Source organism: Pseudomonas sp. SAR267, assembly GCF_052077595.1.
Lineage (GTDB): Bacteria > Pseudomonadota > Gammaproteobacteria > Pseudomonadales > Pseudomonadaceae > Aquipseudomonas > Aquipseudomonas vlassakiae.
The window spans coordinates 310,194-330,296 of record NZ_JBQIHU010000001.1 but is presented as its reverse complement, the minus strand read 5'-3'; the positions used below and the strand labels follow the sequence as shown (position 1 = coordinate 330,296).

The window sequence follows — 20,103 nt, the reverse complement described above, 5'->3', positions numbered from 1 at the left end:
GTGATGAAAGCGCTCTAGATCAAGCATTCCGAAATCTCGTGTCGTTCGTTGGATCCATCCCCATTCGCACAAAGCCCGTGCGTTTCGCCAAAGCTTGAGTACAATCGTCAGTTTTTTCGGGCCCCCTGTCCCGAGCTGGATTTTCCAATGCTGACCGGTACTTACTCCTCCGCGCTGGTGCTCATATCACTCTGCGTGGCCATCCTTGCTTCCTACACCGCTCTCGACCTGACTGGCCGTATCGCCACGGCCAAGGGCCGTGCCGTGCATCTGTGGATGGGCGGCGGCGCGTTGGCCATGGGCATCGGCGTCTGGTCGATGCACTTCATCGGCATGCTCGCTTTCAGCCTGCCCATCGCCCTGGGCTACGACATCGGCCTGACCGCGTTGTCCCTGCTGATTGCCGTACTATCTTCCGGTTTCGCCCTGTGGCTGGTCAGCCAGCCCAGCATGCCCCGGTTGCAGCTGGCGTTTGGCGCCCTGATCATGGGCACGGGCATCGCCTGCATGCATTACGTCGGCATGGCGGCGCTGCGCATGCTGCCCGGCATCGATTATGACCCGGCCTTGTTCGGCGCCTCGCTGGCCATCGCGGTAGGTGCCTCGGCGGCCGCGCTGTGGATTGCCTTTCGCCTGCGTCAGCACACGCCATACGTGCGCCAGATCCGCGGCCTGGCGGCGATGGTGATGGGTGTTGCGATCGTCGGCATGCACTACACCGGCATGGCGGCAGCGAACTTTCCCGAGGGCAGCTTCTGTGGTGCGTTGAGCGATGGCCTGCAGGGCGATGGCCTGGTCTATCTGGTGCTGATCACTACCTTGGCGGTGCTGGCTGTGGTGCTGCTCACCTCGGTGCTGGATGCACGCCTTGAAGCGCGAACGGCAGCGCTGGCCCATTCGCTGACCCTGGCCAACCAGGAGCTGACCCAGCTGGCCTTGCACGACACCTTGACCGGCTTGCCCAACCGCACGCTATTGTCCGACCGCATCGAGCAAGCGATTGGCAAGGTGGCGGAGCAGGGCGGCTGCTTTGCGCTGATGTTCATCGATCTGGACGGTTTCAAGCCGGTCAACGACGCTTTTGGCCACCATGTCGGCGATCTGCTGCTCAAGGCCGTCGCGGCCCGCCTGCGTGGCCACCTGCACAGCCAGGACACCCTGGCGCGGATCGGCGGTGACGAATTCGTGCTGCTGGTGGAGCTGCAGGAGCCTGAGGACGCCATGGACGTGGCGGCCAAACAGGTCAACCTGGTGTCGCGCGCGTTCCGCGTTGCCGAGCATGACCTGCAGCTGACCGCCAGCCTGGGTATCGTGTTGTACCCCGGCAATGGCCAGGACCAGCTTGAGCTGCTGCGCAATGCCGACGCCGCCATGTACCACGCCAAGAGCGCCGGCAAGAACGGCTACAGCTTCTTCGATGCCTCGATGAACAGCAATGCGCGCCAGCAGTTGCAGCTGTTGCAGGACTTGCGCACGGCCCTGGAGCAGGGGCAGTTCCGCCTGCACTACCAGCCCAAGTTCGCCGCCCAGGCCTGCCTGCCGATCGGCGCCGAAGCCTTGCTGCGTTGGGAACACCCACAGCACGGCCTGATGCTCCCGGACCGTTTCATTGGCCTGGCGGAAAAAACCGGCCTGATCATTCCCATCGGCGAGTGGGTACTGGGTGAAGCCTGCCGACAGATGCGCCAGTGGCTCGAGCAAGGCCACAGCCAATGGCGCATGGCGGTCAACCTGTCGGCTATCCAGTTCTGCCATGCCGGCCTGGTCGACAGTGTCGCCCGCGCCCTCCAGGAAAACGGCCTGCCGGCCAACCGCCTGACCCTGGAGATCACCGAAACCACTGCCATGCACGACGCCGATGCCAGCCTGGCCGTGTTGCAACGGCTTTCCGACATGGGCGTGGACCTGTCCATCGACGACTTCGGCACGGGTTATTCGAGCCTGATGTACCTCAAGCGCTTGCCGGCCAACGAGCTGAAGATCGACCGTGGCTTCGTGCGTGACCTGGAGCAGGACAGCGATGACGCCGCGATTGTCTCGGCGATCGTCGCCCTGGGCCAGGCGCTGGGCTTGCGTATCGTGGCTGAAGGCGTGGAAACCGACCGCCAGCAGGACTTCCTGACCCGCCTGGGCTGTGATTCGCTGCAGGGCTACCTGTTGGGCCAGCCGGTGCCGGCGGAGCAGTTCATGGCAAGGTTGCAAACATTGCGCGAAGAAAGCGTCGCGGCTGTCTAGCCTGCGTCACGCAAGGCAAAGGCCGGTGCAAAAGCATCCATCTCGGCTTCCACGGCTTCGATGATGCGTTCGACATCCGCTGCGGCCATGATCGCCGTGCAGGGGATACCTGCAATGGCCAGCAGGGTCTCGCCCGTGGCCCGGTCGAACAGCCGGGCAACCATACTGCGTGGGGCATCCATGGTGGCTTCGAAGCCCAGCGGATGGAAGTGCCAGCGCATCACCTGGCAGGCGTTGGGGAACGTCATCTTGTTCATGCCAGCCTCCTTGTCCTTGCCTGGTCAGGGTGATGGGCAACCTTGCGTGGCTGCCGGGAAGGTAACCATAGCACCTGCCACAGCGCATGTTCCGTGTAAATCATGACAAATGTGCTAATGCATGACGGTGATCACAAGGTGAGCAATGGCGCCGGCGGCAAGCAGAGCGCCGTGGCTGACGCTCTCTGACGGAGGGTGGGCGAAATTGCACCGGTTTTCGAGGATCCCCGGCCGCTTTTGTTTCGGACGAATGGCCTTGGACGCAGGCTACCGTTCATTCAGCCCAGCAGGCCGGCAGCGATGTTGATGGTGAAGCCGAGAATCGCCGTGTTGAACACGAAGCCCACCAACGAATGCGCCAGCACCACCCGGCGCATGCCGCGCCCGCCGACGCCGACGTCGGAGGTTTGCACGGCAACGCTGATGGTGAACGAGAAGTAGTGGAAGTCCCAGTAATCCGGGTTGCACTCGCCGTCGGGGAAGCGCAGCGCCGGCGCATCGCGCTCGCCGGTGTAGAACAGGCGGGCGTAGTGCAGGCTGAAGATGCAACCGATCAACAGCCATGAACCGGCCACGGTCAGCCCGGTGTACAGGTAGTGCAGCGCCTGCGCGCTGCCTTGCAGGCCGCGGCTGGAAACCAGTTGCAGCGTCACGGCGGCCAGGCTGGCGATGGCGGCGATGCACACGGTGAACAGCACCAGGCCGGCGTTTTCGTCTTCGACCCGGGCGACTTTGCGCACCTTGTCGGGGGTGGCGCGGCAGGTCAGCCACAGCACCAGCAACAGATACAGCCAGACGCCAAGGTTCCAGCCCGCAAGGATGCGCTGGACGATATCGTCGGCCGGGATCAGCCAGGCGCCGAGCAGGCCGACCAGTGCGGCGATGCTCAGGCGCGGGTGAGTATGGGTCAGGCGGTGGAATACCATGGGGGCTCGCAGGTGGGGGCTTGGGCTGAACTCTAGACCACAGATCACTTGGCAAGGCGAGGGTTCGATCAAGCCGCCTGGTTTACGGTACCATTGCGCGCCGTTGCTTCGATTCGCTTCAGGATTCACGTTTTGTCCGACCTTTCACAAAATCCACTGCTGCAATACCTGGCCCGGCTGGCACCGTCCAGCCAACAGACCATGCGTTACATCCTGCAGGATGCGGCCGACCGGCTTGGTTTCGTTGACTGCAACCTGGTCGATGTGCCGTGGCACCGGCTTGAGCCTGGCCATGTGATTGCGCTGGTGGCGGCATTGCGCGCCGATGGGTACGCGCCAAACAGTTCCTCGCTGTATGTCAACGCGGTACGCGGGGTGATGAACGAAGCGTGGCGCCAAGGTCTGATCGACCATGAACAGCTGTTGCGTATCCGTGAAGTCAAGCCGGCGTCCGGCAGCCGCCTGCCACCCGGGCGCAACCTGCGGCGCAGCCTGATCCGCGAACTGATGGACTTGTGCGAGGCCGACCCGCGGCACCAGGGTGTGCGCGATGCGGCGATCATCGCCTTGCTCTACGGTACCGGCATGCGCAAGTCGGAATCCGTGGATATCGATCTCAGTCAGGTCGACTTCGAGGCGCGCAGCCTGCAGGTGACCGGCAAAGGTAACCGGCAGCTGATCAAGTATGCCCCGGCCTGGGCTTTCGAGAAGTTGCAGGCCTGGCTGGATCTGCGCCGGGACGCGTTGCCCGAAGGGGCGTCCGACGACCCGTTCCTGTTCAACCGCATCCGCCGGGGCAACCACATCACCCGTGCACGCATCACCAAGCATGCGATCTACTACATCGCCCGCCAGCGCGGTGCCCAGGTCGGGGTGAAAATCATGCCCCATGATTTTCGCCGCGCGTTCATCACCCGGGTGATCGAGGAGCATGACCTGTCGATCGCGCAGAAGCTTGCGCACCATGCCAACATTCAGACCACGGCCGCATATGACCGGCGCGATGACAACGAGCGGCGGCGTGCGGTGGATCGCTTCGACTATTGATTCGCCTGCACCGGCCCTTTCGAGGCGTCGAACCGCCGCGAAGAGGCCCTGCAGGCTAGTGAATACTTGAAGCCAGGTCGAAGATCGGCATGTACATCAGGATCACGATCCCGCCGATCAGCAGGCCGATGAAGGTCATCAGCAGCGGCTCGAACAGTTTCACGAACCACTCCACCCAGCGGCCTATTTCCTGATCATGGAAATCCGCGCAGCGTTCGAGCATCTCCCCCAGGTTCCCCGATTGTTCCCCGGCCCGCAGCAAGCGCAGTGACACCGGAGTGACCAACTGCCCGGCCTCCAGCGCGTCCGACAACGGCAACCCTTCACCGACGCGTCGGCTGGCCTGCTCAAGGCCCTGCGCCGAAGCGCTGCCGAGCAGCCCGTGGGCCATGCCCATGGCGGTAAGGATCGGGATGCCGCCCTGCAGCAGAATGCCCAGCGAGCGGTAGAAGCGCGCCAGTTCATACATCAGCAGGCGTTGATGCAAGGCTGGCAAGCGCCGCAGTTGTCGGGAGGCACAGCGCCGCACCAGGGGGTTGCGCCGCAATATCAGTAAGGCCCCGATACCGCCGGCAACCGCCAGTGCCAGTGGCATCTGCTGGGCATGCAGGAACAGGCCGACATCCATCAGCACCCGGGACAACCAGGGCAGGTCGCTGCCCATGCCCTCGAACACCAAACTGAAGCGCGGCACCACATAGCCGAGCAGGAACAGCACCACACCACCGCCCACCAGCAACAGCAGCAACGGGTAGACCGAAGCCCCCACCAGCTTCTGCCGAACCAGGTCCAGGCGCTGGCGATAGCCGATGTAGCGGGCCAGGGCATCGCCCAACGCGCCGGTACGCTCGCTGGACTGCACCAGCGCCACGTACAACGTCGGGAATACCCGCGGTTGCTTGGCCAACGACTGCGACAGCGAATGGCCTTCATAGAGCTGGCGTACCAGCTCGGTCAGGACCTTGCGCGTAGCGCCGACGGGGGACTTTTCCGCCAGGCTTTCCAGCGCATCGATCAGCGGCAGGCCAGCGTGCAGCAGGGTGGTCAGTTCCTGGCTGAACAGCACCAGGTCGAACGCCGCCGCACGGCGCCAGGCCAGGCCGCCCAGGGCTTTGCCCTGGCCGCGCACGCTGACCACTCGCAGCCCCTGGTTTTCGGCCTGGCGACGCGCGTGCTCGGCATCCTCGGCGTCGATCTGCAACTGCACAATGCCCTGCCTGCCGAGGGCCTTGAGGCTATAGCGCATGGCGGTTCTCCTCATTGCCAGCTGGTGATTTCGGCGTTTTCACCATCGCCGCCGGGCTGGCCGTCCTTGCCCATCGACAGCAGGTCGTATTCGCCGCCGTTTTCCCCGGGTTGGCGGTAGATGTAAGCGCGGCCCCAAGGGTCCTGCGGCACGGCCTTCTGCAAGTAGGGCCCCGACCAGTGCGCCTCGCCACTGGGGGCGGTGACCAGCGCCTGCAGGCCTTGCTCACTGCTGGGGTAATGGCCCACCTCCAGGCGATACAGGTCCAGGGCCTTGCCCAGGCCTTCGATCTGCGCCTTCGCCACCTTGGCTTCCGAGCGACCGAGCTGGCTGAAGTACTTGGGCGCGACGATACCGGCCAACAAACCGAGCACCACCAGGACCACCAGGAGTTCAAGCAGGGTGAAACCACGTTGGGGGTTGGATTTGCGCTGCATGGTGAAGCCCTCCGCTGCATGGGGACACAGGTTGCCCAGCTCCATGCAACAGCCGTGCACGTCTGTCACGGGTCCTTGCGCCATGCGTCACGGCTGGCGGCACGGTGCTTGCGTCGTAGCAGAAAAGCCCGGGTTTTCCGGGGCATTTCCCCCACATCGGGGGAGCACGGCGGGGAGGTAGCCGACATGCGTGTGGTGATCCTGGTAGTGACCTGGCTGGTGGCGGCAAGCGCCCAGGCCGACATGTACATTTCCATCGATGCCAACGGTGGTTATGTACTGAGCAACGTGCACCGGCCAGGACGCCATTACGAAAGGGTGATCAGTGAATCGCTTGCCCAGGCGGGCCCGGTCGACGCGCAGATGATCACCGGGCGACCCTATGCCGAACTGGTGGCGGCGGCGGCCCGTGATTTCGATGTGCCGCTGGCGCTGCTGCATGCCCTGATCAAGGCCGAGTCAGGCTACAACCCGACGGCCCGGTCGGCGGCCGGAGCGGTGGGGCTGATGCAACTGATGCCGGACACGGCCAGGGAGATGGGAGTGGAAAACCTTCTGGACCCCGAAGACAATGTGCAGGGCGGGGCACGCTACCTCAAGCGCATGCTGACCCTGTTCGACAACGACATTACCCTGGCCGTGGCCGCCTACAACGCCGGCCCCGATGCCGTGCGGCGGCGCGGCGCGGTCCCCCCGTACGCCGAGACCCGCCGTTACGTGCCAACCGTGTTGCGCGAATACCGCAAGCTGCAGGGGCTGGCTGATGACTCGCCACTCTGAATGGGGCCAGCGTCGCGAAAGTGGCGCAACTCGTCCTCAAGCAATGCCATGGTTACCCAACTCTGGGCTATAACCTTTGAAAGGTGCCCGGCAGTGGAGTCCGTCATGGTCATCGCCCCCCGTTCCGAAGTACTCGAGGCGCCCGCGGGCACCGAAGCCGCTGCTGCGCACCGGTCATTCAACCTGTTGCGCTGGTACGCCTGGGTGAGTTTGGCGGTCATCCTGTCTGTGGCCGCTGGCCTGGGTCTGATCTCCAGTCGCTTCATCATCGATGAAAGCATCGAGCGCGACGCCTTGCTCACCGCGCAGTTCATCACCTCGATCGCCGACGCCGAAGTGCGCCATGTGGCGATCCCCAATGTGCGCACCATGGGCGAACTGCTTGACCCACGCACCGACCGTGCGGCAATGCCCGATGTCGACCCCGAAGCGCGGCGCAAGGCTCGCGGTGAGTTCCTGGATCATATCGCCCACCTGCCGGACATGCTGCTGGCCAACATCTATGCCCCGGACCGGACGGTGATCTGGTCGACCAACCCGGCGCTGGTGGGCAAGCTGATCGAAGGCGATGGCGACCTGGACCGTGCCTTCGAATACAAGATGCGGGTCTCGGCCAGTTACCACAATTTCGAGCAGGCCCGTGCCGAGCAGAAGTTCGTGACCCCGCCGCAACAGCTGTTGATTGAAAACTACATCCCGTTGTTCGATGCCGACGGCGATACCGTCACGGCGATGGTGGAGATCTACAAGGAACCCCGAGACCTGATCGTGCGCATCGAGCACGGGCTGATTCTAATCTGGCTGGCCATCACCGTCGGTGCCGGGCTGGTCTATATCGGCCTGTACGGCATCATGCGCCGCGCCGCGCGGGTGATGGCGGTGCAGCAGAAACGCTTGATCAACAGCGAGACCTTCGTGGCCCTCGGCGAGGTGTCCTCGGCGGTGGCCCACAGCCTGCGCAACCCACTGGCCAGCATCCGTTCCAGCGCCGAGTTGGCCCAGGCCTTCGATGAAGGCCCGGCGCAACGCAACATCAATGACATCATCAGCCAGGTCGATCGCATGTCGCAGTGGATTCGTCAGTTGCTGCAATCCTTGCGGCCGCTCAATGACGAAGCGGTGCCGGTCGATTTACCCCAGGTCCTGCAAGAAAGTCTGCAGAGCTTCGCCGTGCCGCTGGCCCGCAGCGGGGTAACCCTGGACCTGCGGCCATTACCGCCAGTGCAGGTGCTTGGCCAGCCGGCGTTGCTCGCCCAGATCTTCAACAGCCTGATCGCCAATGCCCTCGAGGCGATGGAGAACGGTGGGCGGTTGCGCATCGAGGTGGTCAAACGTGACCGGCGCAGCCTGACCCTGCGCCTTGCCGACACCGGCAAAGGCATGAGCGAGCAGCAGCAGCGTTTGGCGTTCCGGCCGTTTTTCAGCACCAAGCAAGGTGGGCTGGGTGTGGGGCTGGTACTGGTCAAACGCATCATGGAGCGCTTTGGCGGCTCGGTCCGCCTGAGCAGCAGCCAAGGCCATGGCACGCGGGTCTCGCTCAGCTTCCGGTTGGCACACTTGTGAAGACAAATATCAAGAAATACGTGTAAGTGTTTGATCCATAAGTATTTAAAAACTTATGGGTATACGGCACCCAAATGTGGGGGGTGAACCGCCAACCTAAATCAGTAATGCGGCTTAAGCTGTTGATTTATAAAGATTTGACGATTGGTTATAGGGCATGGCGAAGTTCTTGCAGTGTCCCGCAGCAGGTAATGCGCGACATTGGCGGCAATAGCTACCCGGGTGGGATGGCGTCAATTTGCTACTATCGGTAGCAATGCGGTGACCACCTTCTGAACGGACTCCCTGTACGGGAACGACGCGATGCAGATGCTCGATGAAGATGTTCCCGTGAAGCCCGCTGGACTGCCTGGCAGCACCGGCTTGGCCGTACCGCTTCGCGAGTTCAACCTGCTGCGCTGGTTTTCGCTGATCAGCCTGTTGATCATCGCTTCGGTGGCTGGCGGGCTGGGCTACGTGTCGACCCGCTTCGTGGTGCGCGACAGCGTCGAGCGGGATGCCATGCTTACCGCCCAGTTCATCCAGTCCCTGGCGGTGGCCGAAGTGCGTCATTCGCAGCTCCCTCCGGGCACCACCATGGGCGAACTGCTCAACCCGCAACTGGACCAGCAGCATCTGCAGATCAGCCCGGGCCTTGTCGCGGCGACCCGGGCGGAGTTCCTCGACCACATCGAGCACTTGCCGGATACCTTGCTGGCCAATGCCTATGCCCGAGACCGCACCATCGTCTGGTCCACCAACCCCGAGCTGATCGGCAAGCGTATCGAAGACGATGGTGGCCTGAACCGCGCATTCAGCTCGCGCAAGGCGGTATCTGCCAGCTATCACAAGGTTCTAGGCGGCCGTGAAGAGCAGAAATTCCTCCGTGAACCCAAGTACCTGTTCATCGAAAACTACATCCCCTTGTTCGATAGCCAGGGCGACCAGGTCCTGGCCATGGTCGAGATCTACAAGGAGCCGCAGGACCTGGTACGGCGAATCCAGCGCGGTTACGTGCTGATCTGGGCTTCGACGCTGGTGGGTGGCGCGCTGATCTATTTCGGCCTGTTCTGGATCGTGCGCCGCGCTGCATTCATGCTGAATCAGCAGCAGAACCGGCTGGTGGCCAGCGAAACTTACGTAGCCCTGGGCGAGATGTCCAGCGCAGTGGCCCATAGCTTGCGCAACCCGCTGGCCAATATCCGCTCCAGCGCCGAGCTGGCCGAGGGAATAGCCAGCCCGCTGGCGCAGAAGAACATCAATGACATCATCTGCCAGGTCGACCGCATGTCGCGCTGGGTGCGCGAGTTGCTGGTGTCGCTGCGCCCGGCCAGCGATACCGCCGAGGCAGTGGACCTGGTGGCAGCCATTGAAGATACCCACCAGGCCTTCGCCCAGCAGATCGACCGCAACGGCGTGCACTTCAGCTTCGAAGGGCCGCACATGCTATGGGTGGCCAGCCAGCCCCTGCAATTGACGCAGATTCTCAACAGCCTGTTTTCCAATGCCCTGGAAGCCATGCCCAAGGGCGGCGTCCTGCATGCGCAGGTCAGCGTGCAGGAGGGGCAGCGTGCGCAACTGGTGCTCAGCGACACCGGCAAGGGCATGAGCCAGCAGCAGGAAAGAATGGTGTTCAAGCCATTCTTCACGACCAAGCAGGGCGGCCTGGGTGTTGGCCTGGCCCTGGTCAAGCGGATCATGGAACGGTTTGGCGGCTCGGTCAGCCTGAGCAGCCGTGAAGAGGAAGGAACCCGCGTCAGCCTCACTTTCAATATCGCAGCGGGAGAGGACCATGGAGCACAGCATCCTGGTAGTTGAGGATGACGAAATCCTCGGCGACAACATTCGCACCTACCTGAGCCTCAAGGGCTTTGAGGTGACGCTCTGCAACAGTGCGGAGCTGGCGCTGGAACAGATCAAACGGGCCCAGCCCGATGCGGTATTGACCGACAACTCATTGCCGGGCATGAGCGGGCACGACCTGCTACGCACCCTGGTGGAGCGGGCGTCGGACCTGAAGGTGATCATGATGACCGGGTACGGCAATGTCGAAGACGCCGTGCAGGCCATGAAAGAGGGCGCATTCCACTACCTGACCAAACCGGTGGTGCTGGCCGAACTCAAGTTGACCCTGGAAAAGGCCCTGGCGGCCGAGCGCATGGAGCGCACCTTGTCGTTCTACCAGGAGCGCGAGGCACAGAAGTCCGGGTTTCAGGCGCTGATCGGCGAATCGCCGGCGATGCTCACCCTCAAGCACACCTTGCATCAGGTGCTGGACGCCGAGCGGCGCATGGCCAGTGACGACCTGCCGCCAGTGTTGATCGAAGGCGAGACCGGGACCGGCAAGGAGCTGGTCGCCCGCGCGCTGCATTTCGACGGTTCGCGCAGCAAGGGGCCGTTCATCGAATTCAACTGCGCGTCGATCCCGGCCAATCTGCTCGAGGCCGAGCTGTTCGGCCATGAGAAGGGTGCGTTCACCGACGCCAAGGAGCGTCGTGTCGGCCTGGTGGAAGCGGCCGATGGCGGTACGCTGTTCCTCGACGAGATCGGCGAGATGGACCTGGTGCTGCAGGCCAAGCTGCTCAAGCTGCTGGAGGATCGCAGCATCCGCCGCATCGGTGCGGTCAAGGAGCGCAAGGTCGACCTACGGGTGATCAGTGCCACCAACTGCAACCTTGAACAGATGGTGCAGCAAGGCAAGTTCCGCCGTGACCTGTTCTTCCGCCTGCGCATCATCGCCCTGAAAGTGCCACGGCTATACGCCCGCGGCCAGGATGTGCTGCTGCTGGCCCGGCATTTCCTGGCGCACCACGGGCGCCGCTATGGCAAGCCGAACTTGCGCTTCAGTGCCGAGGCGGAAGCCTTGATGTTGAGCTACAGCTGGCCGGGCAACGTGCGTGAATTGCGCAACATGCTGGAGCAGACCGTGTTGCTGGCGCCCAATGAAGTGATACAGGCGCATCAGCTGAACCTGTGCCTGACCTTGGTCGACGAGCCGCTGGTGGCTCTACCCACGGCGACCGTGTACGAATTGCCGCGCCATGAACCGGAGCCTGGCACCAGCCTGCCGGACATGGAGCGTGACCTGGTATGCAAGACCCTGGATCGCACTGACTGGAACGTCACCAAGTCGGCGCGGATGCTGGGGCTGTCGCGGGACATGCTGCGTTATCGCATCGAGAAGCTGGGGCTTACCCGGCCTGACAAGCGTCAGTGGTGAGGCTGGGGCCGCTTTGCGGCCCTTCGCGGGCTTGCCCGCTACCACAGGAGCCGCGCATTTTCTGAGCTCAGTGGGAGCGGGCAAGCCCGCGAAGGGCTGCAAAGCAGCCCCGATGAAAATGACTGCGCGGGACTTTATTGCTGACTACCGCCTGAATTATTTCCACCTTGCCGCCCAGTACCCTCGGAGCCACTGCCATCCATCCCCGGCAGGTCGCGGTTTTCATTCTGCCTGGCGGGCGGGCTTTCCGGGTCATTGCCCTGGATGCGCGGGTCGGTATCCCGAGGCATGGGCTTCTCGATCGGATTGAGGGTGCTGTCGACTCCCGGCTGCGGCGCCGGGTTGTGCGGGTCATCGGGGTAGGTTGGCCCGGTGCCGACCGCCAGGGCCAGCGGTGAAGTGAGCAGGGCAACCAGCAGCAAGGTTGAACGGGGCATGGCAAGCTCCTTTGCGTTGGGTAGGGCGCATACTTGCGTTGGGCCCCACCGTGCTGCTCAGGTGCCATCCCCCCGATCAGCGGTCACACCACCGTCGACAAGGCCATGATGAAGATGATGCCGACGATGGACAGGATCGTCTCCATCATGCTCCAGGTCTTGAAGGTTTCCGCCACGGTCATGTTGAAGTACTGCTTCACCAGCCAGAACCCGGCATCGTTGACGTGGGACAGGATCAGCGAGCCAGCCCCGGTAGCGAGCACCAGCAATTCGCGGTTGACCCCCGGCACCAGGTCGATCACCGGGGCGACGATGCCGGCGCCGGTGATGGTAGCCACGGTCGCAGAACCTGTGGCGATACGGATTACCGCTGCCACCAGCCATGCCAGCAGGATCGGCGAGATCTGCGCCTGCACGGCCATCTGCCCGATGACGTTGCCCACGCCGGTATCCACCAGCATCTGCTTGAAGCCGCCACCGGCGCCAACGATCAGCACGATGGCCGCTGTCGGTGCCAGGCTCTGGTCGAGCATTTTCATGATCTGCTGGCGGTTGAAGCCACGGGCCGAGCCAAAGGTGTAGAAGGCCAGCAACAGGGCGGCGAGCAGGGCGGTGATCGGGTGGCCGATCAGGTCCATCCACTGGCGCACGATGTGCTCGGCCGGCAGCACCACGTCAGCCAAGGTCTTGAGCAGCATCAGCACTACCGGCAGCAGCACGGTGATCAAGGTGACACTGAAGCTTGGCAGGTTGTTCTGGTCCGATTCCTTGGCGATCTGGTCCATCAGCTCCTGTGAGGGGCTGCCGGGAATGTAGCGGGCAATGAAGTTGCCGAACAGCGGGCCGGCGATGATCGCCGTGGGCAGCGCAACCAGCAGGCCATAGAAGATGGTCTTGCCGATGTCGGCATGGAAGATGCCGATCGCCAGCAGCGGCCCCGGGTGTGGCGGGACCAGGCCATGGACCACCGAAAGGCCGGCCAACAGCGGGATGCCGATCTTGATCAGCGACACCCCCGAGCGCCGGGCGACGATGAACACCAGGGGAATCAGCAGCACGAAGCCGATCTCGAAGAACAGCGGGATGCCCACCAGGAAGGCGGCGAACATCATCGCCCAGTGCACGTTCTTCTTGCCAAAGGCGCGGATCAGGGTCTGGGCGATCTGGTCGGCGCCACCGGAGTCGGCCATCAGCTTGCCGAGCATCGTCCCCAGGGCGAGGACGATGCCGACGAAGCCGAGCACGCCACCGAAGCCGTCCTGGAACGATTTCATGACCTTGGCCACCGGCATGCCGGAGGTCAGGCCGAGGAAGCCGGCCGCCAGGGTCAGGGCGACGAAGGGGTGGACCTTGAAATGGGTGATCAGCAGGATCAGCCCGACGATGGTGACCAGCGCGTCGAGCAGCAAGTAGGTATCTGTAGCCAGTCCGAACATGGTTTTGATGCCTCGGTCTTATCGTTGTTTTGGGCGTAGCTTCAAGTGAATTTCAGAGACAGCGCTGTCTTTGGTGGGCTGGACAACCGCCGGGTCAGGCAGTGCGCGCCAGATTCCGCTCACCGCAGGGCTTTAGCCAGGCGTCGACCGTTTCGGCGAGTACCGCAATCGGCTGAGTGGCATCCAGCGCCAGGGTCAGGGGCTCGCCACGGGGTGACTCGAGAGCGGCGAACTGGCTGTCGATCAGGCTCGCCGGCATGAAGTGGCCTGGGCGGGCGAGCACACGTTTTTCTGCCTCGGCGGGAGTGAGTTCGAGGAACACGAACACCAGTTCGGGCATCGCCGCGCGCAAGGTGTCGCGGTAACGACGCTTGAGGGCGGAGCAGGTGAGGATCGGCCGTTCGCCAGCTTTCACCGTCGCTTGCAGTTCCTGGCCCAGGCGCACCAGCCAACCGGCACGGTCATCATCGTCCAGGGGGATGCCTGCGCTCATCTTGCGGATGTTTTCGGCAGGGTGGAAAGCGTCGCCTTCGATCAGGCGACCGCCGCTTCGCCTGGCAATGGCATCGCCGACGCAGCTTTTGCCGCAGCCGGCCACACCCATCACCACGATGGCGGACAGGGGAGAATTCATCAGTACCTCCTGCGGGGTGAGACAGCGCTGTCCCGTTGCAAACGAAACGCCATCTCCCCGGTGTTATTGATCTTGTCCTTACGCAGTATGGACGCCTGGCAGCGTGCTGCAGTGGCCACCACCAAAGATTACATTGCCTGTGTCCTGAGACAGCGCTACCTTAGTGGCCGTTCCCCATTCCTGCAAGTAGTAAAATTACAACATCCATGTCCCGCACCGGCTCTCGCACCACAGGTCGTCCCACACTGGCTGAAGTCGCCAGGCTCTCAGGGGTTTCCCCGATCACTGCTTCGCGCGCACTGCGCGGGGTCAGCACGGTTGCACCTGAACTGGTGGAAAAGGTCATGGCTGCCGCCACGTCCCTGGGCTATGTCGCCAACCCGGCGGCGCGGGCGCTGGCGTCGGCGCGCAGCCAGTCGGTGGTGGTGCTGATTCCGTCATTGTCCAACCAGTTGTTCATCGACACCCTGGAGGCCATCCATGAGGTGATGCGCCCGCGTGGGCTAGAGGTGCTGATTGGTAACTACCACTACGATCTCGACGAAGAAGAAAACCTGATCCGCAATTACCTGGCCTATCAGCCGTGCGGCATGCTGCTGACCGGCTTCGATCGCAGCGATGCCGCGCGGCAGATGCTGGCAGCCAGCGGCGTGCCCTGCGTGCACATGATGGAGCTGGGTGGCGAGGCTGGCGCGTTGTCGGTGGGCTTTTCCCAGCAGCAGGCCGGGCGGGCTGCGGCAACGCACCTGATCGAGCGCGGCCGACGGCGCCTGGCGTTCATTGCCGCGCAGCTCGACCCACGGGTGATGCAGCGCGCTGAAGGCTTTCGCCAGGCCCTGGCCGAAGCCGGCATGCAGGCCACCGAGCTGGAGATTCTGGCGCCGCAACCCTCATCCATCGCACTGGGCAGCGAACTGTTCAGCCAGTTGCTGGCACAGGCCCCGGATGTGGATGGGATCTTCTTCTGCAACGACGACCTTGCCCAGGGCGCGGTATTACAGGCATTGCGGCAAGGGATCGAGGTGCCACGGCAGGTGGCCATGGTCGGTTTCAACGATTTGCCGGCTTCGGCGCACATGGTGCCGCGCCTGACCTCCATTCGCACCCCGCGGGCAGCCGTTGGTCGGGGCGCCGCACAGGCACTCCTGGCGTTGCTCGATGGAAAGCGTGTAGCGACTGAACAGCAGGACCTGGGCTTTGAACTGATGGTGCGCGAGAGTTCATGAAATACCTGAGGAAACATCGCTAACTGGCTAATCAGAACGTGATATCAAGTTGCTTGCACGCCATCAAAGCCGATCTATGCTCAGAAAACACTGGGCATCAAGGATCATGGCGCCATGTTCGACTTCCACCGCAAATCTGATTTGATCGAGATTCAGCGCACCCGCAAGGCCCTGGCCGACGCCCAGGCCAAGCTCGCGGCAATAAGCCGCTGCATGGCGATGATCGAGTTCACCCCCGACGGATCCATTGTTGATGCCAATGCCCAGTTCTGCCAGGCCATGGGCTACAGCGTGGACGAATTGCGCGGTAAGCACCATCGCCTGTTCTGCGACCCAACCTACGCCAAAAGCGCTGAATACCAGCAATTGTGGAGTGAACTGGGGCAAGGCAAGGCTATCAGCGGTACCTTCGAGCGTGTCGACAAGGCGGGGCGCGAAGTATGGCTGGAGGCCAGCTACATGCCGGTGCTCGACGAGCAACAGCAGGTGACCAGTGTGATCAAGGTGGCGGCCGATATCAGCCAGCGGGTGAAGGACGAGCACGAGAGTGAAAGCCTGCTCAAGGCAATCGGACGCTCCATGGCGGTGGTCGAGTTCACCCCGCAAGGCCGGGTGATCAAGGCCAACCCGAACTTCCTGGCGACCATGGGCTATCGCCTGGAGGAAGTCGTGGGGCGTCATCATGGACTGTTCTGCCTGCCCCATGAGCGCGAATCAGGCGCATACCGTGACTTCTGGGCTTCGCTCAATCGTGGCGAATATCACTCGCACCGCTTCGAACGCATCAACAAGCAGGGCCAGACGGTTTACCTGGAAGCTTCGTATAACCCGATCTTCGACAACAAAGGCCGCTTGTACAAAGTGGTCAAGTTCGCCAGCGATATCACGGCGCAGGTCAGTACCCAGCAGAGTGCCGCCGATGCGGCCCATGCCAGTTCGGTGCAGACCGATGCCTGCGCGCGCAAAGGCACCGAGGTCGTCCAGCAGACCGTAGCGGTCATCGAGCAGATCTCCCAGGAACTCAATGACGCTGCCCGCAGCATCGATGCGGTAAGCAAGCAGTCGGATGTGATCGGGCAGATCGTGCTGACCATCCGCGGTATTGCCGACCAGACCAACCTGCTGGCCCTGAACGCTGCCATCGAGGCGGCCCGGGCCGGTGAGCACGGTCGCGGCTTTGCCGTGGTGGCCGACGAGGTGCGCAGCCTGGCGGCGCGCACCAGCAAGGCGACACTGGAGATTGTCGATGTGGTGCGGCAGAACCATGACCTGTCGTTGACCGCCGTGGCCAGCATGCAGTCGAGCCTGTCACGCACGGGGCGTGGCGTTGCCCTGGCCAACGAGGCGGGGACGGTGATCATGGAGATCCAGCAAGGCTCGCGGCATGTGGTCGATGCCATCAGCCAGATCAACTCGACGCTGCAATTGCACTGAGCGTGTCGCCCAGTTCACGCAGCAAGGCCTGCAGGCTAGCCTCGAGCTGCAGGTGCAGAGCGTCTGTTGGCAGCCCCTGGGCATGGGCCTGTTCGATGGCTTCGCAATCTTTCACCACCTCGCGTACCCGCAGCATCCTGGCCCCCCCTTTGATGCGGTGGGCAAGGGTACGCAATGCCTCGCGGTCACTGGATTGATCAAGGGCTTGCAAGGCGTTGAGGTCTTCGCGGGCGCTTTGCGTCAGTTGCTCAAGCAGCTGCCTGGTCAACTGTGGGTCATCCTGGGTCAGGTTGCGCAGTTCGTCCAGGTTGAATCCGCTCGAGAGCGGTGCCGTGGCGCGTACCTGCGACAGGTAAGCCTTCAGGGTTCGCAGCCCAATGGGCTTGAACAGGCAATCGTCCATGCCGCTTTCCCGGCAACGTTGGCGCTCTTCGGCCTGGGCATTGGCGGTCACCCCGAGAATGCAGCAGGCGGTCTGCCCGCGCTGGCGCTCCAACTGGCGAATCCTGCGGGTCAGTTCATGGCCGTCCATGACCGGCATGCTGCAGTCCGTGATCACCAGGTCGAAAGCATGCGTTTGCCACAAGGCCAGCGCTGCTTCGCCATGCTCGGCCAGCGTCACCAGGTGGCCGAGGTTGTCGAGTTGTTTTTCCAGCAACAGCAGGTTGGCCGGATAGTCATCGACCACTAGCACATTCAGTGTCCTGACGTCGGCTTCGTCGTCGGCAGCGTTGTGCATCTCGGGTATTGGGGGCTCACTTAGCGGCAGCGTCAACTCGACCCGCACGCGCGTGCCGACACTTTCAACGCTTTGCAGGTCGAGCCTGCCCCCCATCAGTTCGGCCATGGTCCGGCTTATCACCAGACCCAGCCCCGCCCCTTGACTCGCCCTCGGGCCTGAAACCTGGGTGAAGCTGTTGAAGAGCCGAGCCTGGTCCTGCGCGGCTATGCCGATGCCGGTGTCGCTCACAGCCAGTTCGACCACTGCGCTATCGCCTGCCGTCGAAGCTTTGAACTTGACTTGGGCCAAGACCTCGCCACGGTCGGTGAACTTGATTGCGTTACTCAACAGGTTGGAGAGGATCTGCTTGATCCGCAGTGGGTCAGCCAGGACCCAGAGTGGCCCTTCAGGCAGTTCGCCTCGCAGGTGCAGGCCCTTGATTCGGGCATTGCCCTCGAACACACGCAAGGTACTGCGGACCAGGTCCAGCAGGTCGGTTGCCACCGGCTGCAGCGTCATCTGCCCGGATTCGATGCGCGAAATGTCCAGAATGTCGCCGATCAGCCCGAGCAGGCCGACCGCTGAGTCGTGAGCGGTCTGCAAGGTCTGGGTGTCGCAGCGACCGGTACGGTTGTCTTCCAGTGCCAGCTCCAGCAGGCCGATTACCGCGTTCATGGGCGTGCGGATTTCGTGGCTCATGGTTGCCAGGAACGCGCTTTTGGTCTTGCTGGCCTGTTCGGCTTCATCCTTGGCCTGGCGCAGTTGCTCCAGCAGCCCCCGGCTGAATGCCAGTTGTGTCTGCAGCGCCCGTTGAGCTTCGGTGCGCTGCTGGATCAGCTTGCGCAAGTAGCTGTTCCAGAACACTACGCCCGCCAGCAGCAGGGCAGAGAGCACCAGCACCTGCAGGGCCAGCGTACGGTAGTCGCGCCATGGGCTGTCGCTGACCAGGGTGCTGGTGTGCCAGCGGTTCAACAGCTGGTCCAGCTCATCGGGGGGGATGCTTATCAGTGCCTTGTCGAGGATAGCTTGCAGTTGCGGCTGGTCAGGGGCCACGGCAAATGCGGCGACGGCCGGTTCGTCGTCCATGACGCTGGCGATACGCAACCGCCCCTTGAACACTTGATTGATGTAGTAGGAAGCATTGATATAACTGCTGTAGGCAGCGTCAGCATCGCCATTGGCCACGGCCTCCATCAGGCCAAGGGGATTGTTGACCATCACCAGTGTCGCCTGCGGAAAGCGCCGCAGTACCTCGGCACGCAGGTGCGAACCATGGAGGAGCGCGATGCGCTGGCCGTCGAGATTCTTGGCTTGCAATGACGAGGGCCCTTGGTTACGGGTCACCCACACCCTGGGGCTGACCAGATAGGGGCGGGTGTAGCGCAGCCGCGTCGCGCGCTCTGTGCCATAGCCCAGCGCGCCGATCATTTGTGCCTTGCCGTGGGTGACTTTTTCAACCATCTCCTGCACGGTGTCCTGCTCGATGAACTTGAATTGCAAGCCGGTGCGCAGGGTGATCTGCTTGAGCAGGTCGACGGTGATACCGTTGACATGCTGCTGGGCGTCGTTGAACGTCAGCGGGGCGAGGGCCGTGTCGACCAGTACGGTCACGGTCGGATGCTGGGCGATCCAGTTTTTTTCTTCCTCGGTCAGCGCTGACAGGTGTCGCTCCAGCAACAAACTGGTGTTGCTGCTGCTCCAGCGGCGCAGGATGTTCAGGCGCTCGCTTTCGCTGATCCTGGCCAGGGCGCTATCGACCAGGCGGCGCAGCCGCAGGTTGTCATTGGCAAAGGCAAAAGCAAAGGTGCCAGACGCCATCTGGGAAAAGTGGTCGATCTTCACTGTGCCCTGGTAGCTTTTGCCAATCTGGTAGTCGGTGCTGATGGCATCGCCCAGATAAGCGTCGGCCTCACCCAGGTCGACTGCTGCCAGGCCTGCCAGCGTGGAGCGATACAGACTCAGTTGCACCTCTGGATAGAGCACCCGGACTGCCTCGCCCGGCAGGTAGTGATCGACCATTGCCAGGCGCAAGCCGGCCAGCGTCTTGTCTTGCCTCAGCGCGGCATCCTTGCGTGTCGCGATAACAGGCAGGTCTTCGGCATAGGGTAGGCTGAGGCTGAGCTTGGCATCGGCGGCCTCAAAGCTGTTGGAACTGCCCAGCAGGTCGATCTTGCCAGCGCGTAGAGCGGCGATCGCCTCGTGGCGACTGGCGTAGCGCCTGACTTCGACCGGTACCCCCAGTTGTTCGGCAATCAGCCCGGCATAGTCGGCACTGAGGCCTTCGTAATCATCCAGGCTGACGTTGATTTCGAAAGGGGGGTAATCCGGCCGTGAAGTACCCAATAACAATGCGCCGCGTCGCTGCAGCCACTGGCGGTCGGCATCATTCAATTGCAGCGGCTGTGCGGCGCTGGTGGCGCGTGCCAGCAAATGCCGCGGCTCACCGTCGGCGAGCGACATGAGCGGGCAGCCGAGCAGGGCGACGAACAGGATCAGGCCAGCCAGGACAGGTTTCATACGCGCCG

The 20,103-nt window shown here is 62.9% G+C and carries 16 protein-coding genes and 1 pseudogene; 9 read left to right on the top strand and 8 right to left on the bottom strand.

Annotation, left to right across the window (positions count from 1 at the left end):
- Positions 1 to 147 precede the first annotated feature (147 nt).
- Positions 148 to 2,235, top strand: coding sequence for a putative bifunctional diguanylate cyclase/phosphodiesterase (locus tag ACTORR_RS01845; RefSeq protein WP_054886586.1), 2,088 nt, complete (start codon positions 148 to 150; stop codon positions 2,233 to 2,235).
- Here ACTORR_RS01845 and ACTORR_RS01840 read toward each other — a convergent pair.
- Both ACTORR_RS01840 and ACTORR_RS01835 read right to left on the bottom strand, forming a co-directional pair.
- Positions 2,232 to 2,492, bottom strand: a complete 261-nt coding sequence (locus ACTORR_RS01840; protein ID WP_054886585.1) for a DUF1652 domain-containing protein — start codon at positions 2,490 to 2,492, stop codon at positions 2,232 to 2,234. The two genes, ACTORR_RS01845 and ACTORR_RS01840, sit on opposite strands and share 4 nt — an antisense overlap.
- Positions 2,493 to 2,770: 278 nt before the next feature.
- The gene (locus ACTORR_RS01835) at positions 2,771 to 3,418 is read right to left on the bottom strand and encodes a DUF1345 domain-containing protein (RefSeq protein ID WP_441343519.1); all 648 of its coding nucleotides are present in this window, start codon (positions 3,416 to 3,418) and stop codon (positions 2,771 to 2,773) included.
- Between the two features lie 132 nt (positions 3,419 to 3,550).
- On the opposite strand from ACTORR_RS01835, the gene ACTORR_RS01830 reads away from it, so the two are divergent.
- On the top strand, positions 3,551 to 4,465 hold the full coding sequence (locus ACTORR_RS01830) for a site-specific integrase (RefSeq protein ID WP_313364576.1): 915 nt from the start codon (positions 3,551 to 3,553) through the stop codon (positions 4,463 to 4,465).
- Between the two features lie 55 nt (positions 4,466 to 4,520).
- Here ACTORR_RS01830 and ACTORR_RS01825 read toward each other — a convergent pair whose 3' ends face one another.
- Positions 4,521 to 5,711 carry a type II secretion system F family protein gene (locus ACTORR_RS01825; RefSeq protein ID WP_262110196.1) on the bottom strand — a complete coding sequence of 397 codons (1,191 nt, stop codon included), beginning with the start codon at positions 5,709 to 5,711 and terminating at the stop codon, positions 4,521 to 4,523.
- An 11-nt stretch (positions 5,712 to 5,722) separates the two neighbouring features.
- Positions 5,723 to 6,148 carry a type II secretion system major pseudopilin GspG gene (gspG, locus tag ACTORR_RS01820; RefSeq protein ID WP_054886602.1) on the bottom strand — a complete coding sequence of 142 codons (426 nt, stop codon included), beginning with the start codon at positions 6,146 to 6,148 and terminating at the stop codon, positions 5,723 to 5,725.
- A 186-nt stretch (positions 6,149 to 6,334) separates the two neighbouring features.
- Between gspG and ACTORR_RS01815 the strand changes: the two genes are divergently transcribed.
- The 4 genes from ACTORR_RS01815 to ACTORR_RS01800 all read left to right on the top strand — a co-directional run bounded on the left by ACTORR_RS01815 (position 6,335) and on the right by ACTORR_RS01800 (position 11,690).
- On the top strand, positions 6,335 to 6,928 hold the full coding sequence (locus ACTORR_RS01815) for a lytic transglycosylase domain-containing protein (RefSeq protein ID WP_054886581.1): 594 nt from the start codon (positions 6,335 to 6,337) through the stop codon (positions 6,926 to 6,928).
- Positions 6,929 to 7,033: 105 nt separating this feature from the next.
- Complete coding sequence (locus ACTORR_RS01810; protein ID WP_313364577.1) at positions 7,034 to 8,491, top strand: sensor histidine kinase; 1,458 nt, start codon at positions 7,034 to 7,036, stop codon at positions 8,489 to 8,491.
- Between the two features lie 303 nt (positions 8,492 to 8,794).
- A complete protein-coding gene (locus ACTORR_RS01805; protein ID WP_313364578.1) occupies positions 8,795 to 10,288 on the top strand; it encodes a sensor histidine kinase in 1,494 nt (497 codons plus the stop codon).
- Positions 10,263 to 11,690, top strand: coding sequence for a sigma-54-dependent transcriptional regulator (locus tag ACTORR_RS01800; protein WP_441343518.1), 1,428 nt, complete (start codon positions 10,263 to 10,265; stop codon positions 11,688 to 11,690). Before ACTORR_RS01805 ends, ACTORR_RS01800 begins: the two co-directional genes overlap by 26 nt.
- Before the next feature lie 134 nt (positions 11,691 to 11,824).
- Here ACTORR_RS01800 and ACTORR_RS01795 read toward each other — a convergent pair whose 3' ends face one another.
- From ACTORR_RS01795 to ACTORR_RS01785, 3 genes are all read right to left on the bottom strand, one after another.
- On the bottom strand, positions 11,825 to 12,127 hold the full coding sequence (locus tag ACTORR_RS01795) for a hypothetical protein (RefSeq protein WP_054886577.1): 303 nt from the start codon (positions 12,125 to 12,127) through the stop codon (positions 11,825 to 11,827).
- 83 nt (positions 12,128 to 12,210) lie between these two features.
- Positions 12,211 to 13,563 (bottom strand): GntP family permease, encoded by a 1,353-nt coding sequence (locus ACTORR_RS01790; RefSeq protein WP_054886576.1) that lies wholly within the window; start codon positions 13,561 to 13,563, stop codon positions 12,211 to 12,213.
- Positions 13,564 to 13,657: 94 nt separating this feature from the next.
- Complete coding sequence (locus ACTORR_RS01785) at positions 13,658 to 14,197, bottom strand: gluconokinase (RefSeq protein ID WP_313364581.1); 540 nt, start codon at positions 14,195 to 14,197, stop codon at positions 13,658 to 13,660.
- Between the two features lie 206 nt (positions 14,198 to 14,403).
- Between ACTORR_RS01785 and ACTORR_RS01780 the strand changes: the two genes are divergently transcribed.
- The 3 genes and pseudogenes from ACTORR_RS01780 (at position 14,404) to ACTORR_RS01770 (ending at position 16,857) form a co-directional block, all read left to right on the top strand.
- On the top strand, positions 14,404 to 15,423 hold the full coding sequence (locus tag ACTORR_RS01780) for a LacI family DNA-binding transcriptional regulator (RefSeq protein WP_054886574.1): 1,020 nt from the start codon (positions 14,404 to 14,406) through the stop codon (positions 15,421 to 15,423).
- A 114-nt stretch (positions 15,424 to 15,537) separates the two neighbouring features.
- Positions 15,538 to 16,320, top strand: a pseudogene (locus tag ACTORR_RS01775) (PAS domain-containing protein); the annotation flags it as partial.
- A gap of 42 nt (positions 16,321 to 16,362) precedes the next feature.
- A complete protein-coding gene (locus tag ACTORR_RS01770) occupies positions 16,363 to 16,857 on the top strand; it encodes a methyl-accepting chemotaxis protein (protein ID WP_371263259.1) in 495 nt (164 codons plus the stop codon).
- On the opposite strand, the gene ACTORR_RS01765 is transcribed toward ACTORR_RS01770, so the two are convergent.
- The gene (locus ACTORR_RS01765) at positions 16,832 to 20,095 is read right to left on the bottom strand and encodes a transporter substrate-binding domain-containing protein (protein ID WP_262110198.1); all 3,264 of its coding nucleotides are present in this window, start codon (positions 20,093 to 20,095) and stop codon (positions 16,832 to 16,834) included. The genes ACTORR_RS01770 and ACTORR_RS01765 overlap by 26 nt on opposite strands.
- Between the last annotated feature and the right edge of the window lie 8 nt (positions 20,096 to 20,103).

What these genes read in the sequence shown, in the direction of transcription:
- ACTORR_RS01815 (WP_054886581.1), top strand. Translation starts at nt 6,335, where the DNA reads ATGCGTGTGGTGATCCTGGTAGTGACCTGGCTGGTGGCGGCAAGCGCC.
- ACTORR_RS01790 (WP_054886576.1), bottom strand. Translation starts at nt 13,563, where the DNA reads ATGTTCGGACTGGCTACAGATACCTACTTGCTGCTCGACGCGCTGGTC.
- gspG (WP_054886602.1), bottom strand. Translation starts at nt 6,148, where the DNA reads ATGCAGCGCAAATCCAACCCCCAACGTGGTTTCACCCTGCTTGAACTC.
- ACTORR_RS01845 (WP_054886586.1), top strand. Translation starts at nt 148, where the DNA reads ATGCTGACCGGTACTTACTCCTCCGCGCTGGTGCTCATATCACTCTGC.
- ACTORR_RS01805 (WP_313364578.1), top strand. Translation starts at nt 8,795, where the DNA reads ATGCAGATGCTCGATGAAGATGTTCCCGTGAAGCCCGCTGGACTGCCT.
- ACTORR_RS01780 (WP_054886574.1), top strand. Translation starts at nt 14,404, where the DNA reads ATGTCCCGCACCGGCTCTCGCACCACAGGTCGTCCCACACTGGCTGAA.
- ACTORR_RS01810 (WP_313364577.1), top strand. Translation starts at nt 7,034, where the DNA reads ATGGTCATCGCCCCCCGTTCCGAAGTACTCGAGGCGCCCGCGGGCACC.
- ACTORR_RS01795 (WP_054886577.1), bottom strand. Translation starts at nt 12,127, where the DNA reads ATGCCCCGTTCAACCTTGCTGCTGGTTGCCCTGCTCACTTCACCGCTG.
- ACTORR_RS01835 (WP_441343519.1), bottom strand. Translation starts at nt 3,418, where the DNA reads ATGGTATTCCACCGCCTGACCCATACTCACCCGCGCCTGAGCATCGCC.
- ACTORR_RS01785 (WP_313364581.1), bottom strand. Translation starts at nt 14,197, where the DNA reads ATGAATTCTCCCCTGTCCGCCATCGTGGTGATGGGTGTGGCCGGCTGC.
- ACTORR_RS01840 (WP_054886585.1), bottom strand. Translation starts at nt 2,492, where the DNA reads ATGAACAAGATGACGTTCCCCAACGCCTGCCAGGTGATGCGCTGGCAC.
- ACTORR_RS01765 (WP_262110198.1), bottom strand. Translation starts at nt 20,095, where the DNA reads ATGAAACCTGTCCTGGCTGGCCTGATCCTGTTCGTCGCCCTGCTCGGC.
- ACTORR_RS01800 (WP_441343518.1), top strand. Translation starts at nt 10,263, where the DNA reads ATGGAGCACAGCATCCTGGTAGTTGAGGATGACGAAATCCTCGGCGAC.
- ACTORR_RS01825 (WP_262110196.1), bottom strand. Translation starts at nt 5,711, where the DNA reads ATGCGCTATAGCCTCAAGGCCCTCGGCAGGCAGGGCATTGTGCAGTTG.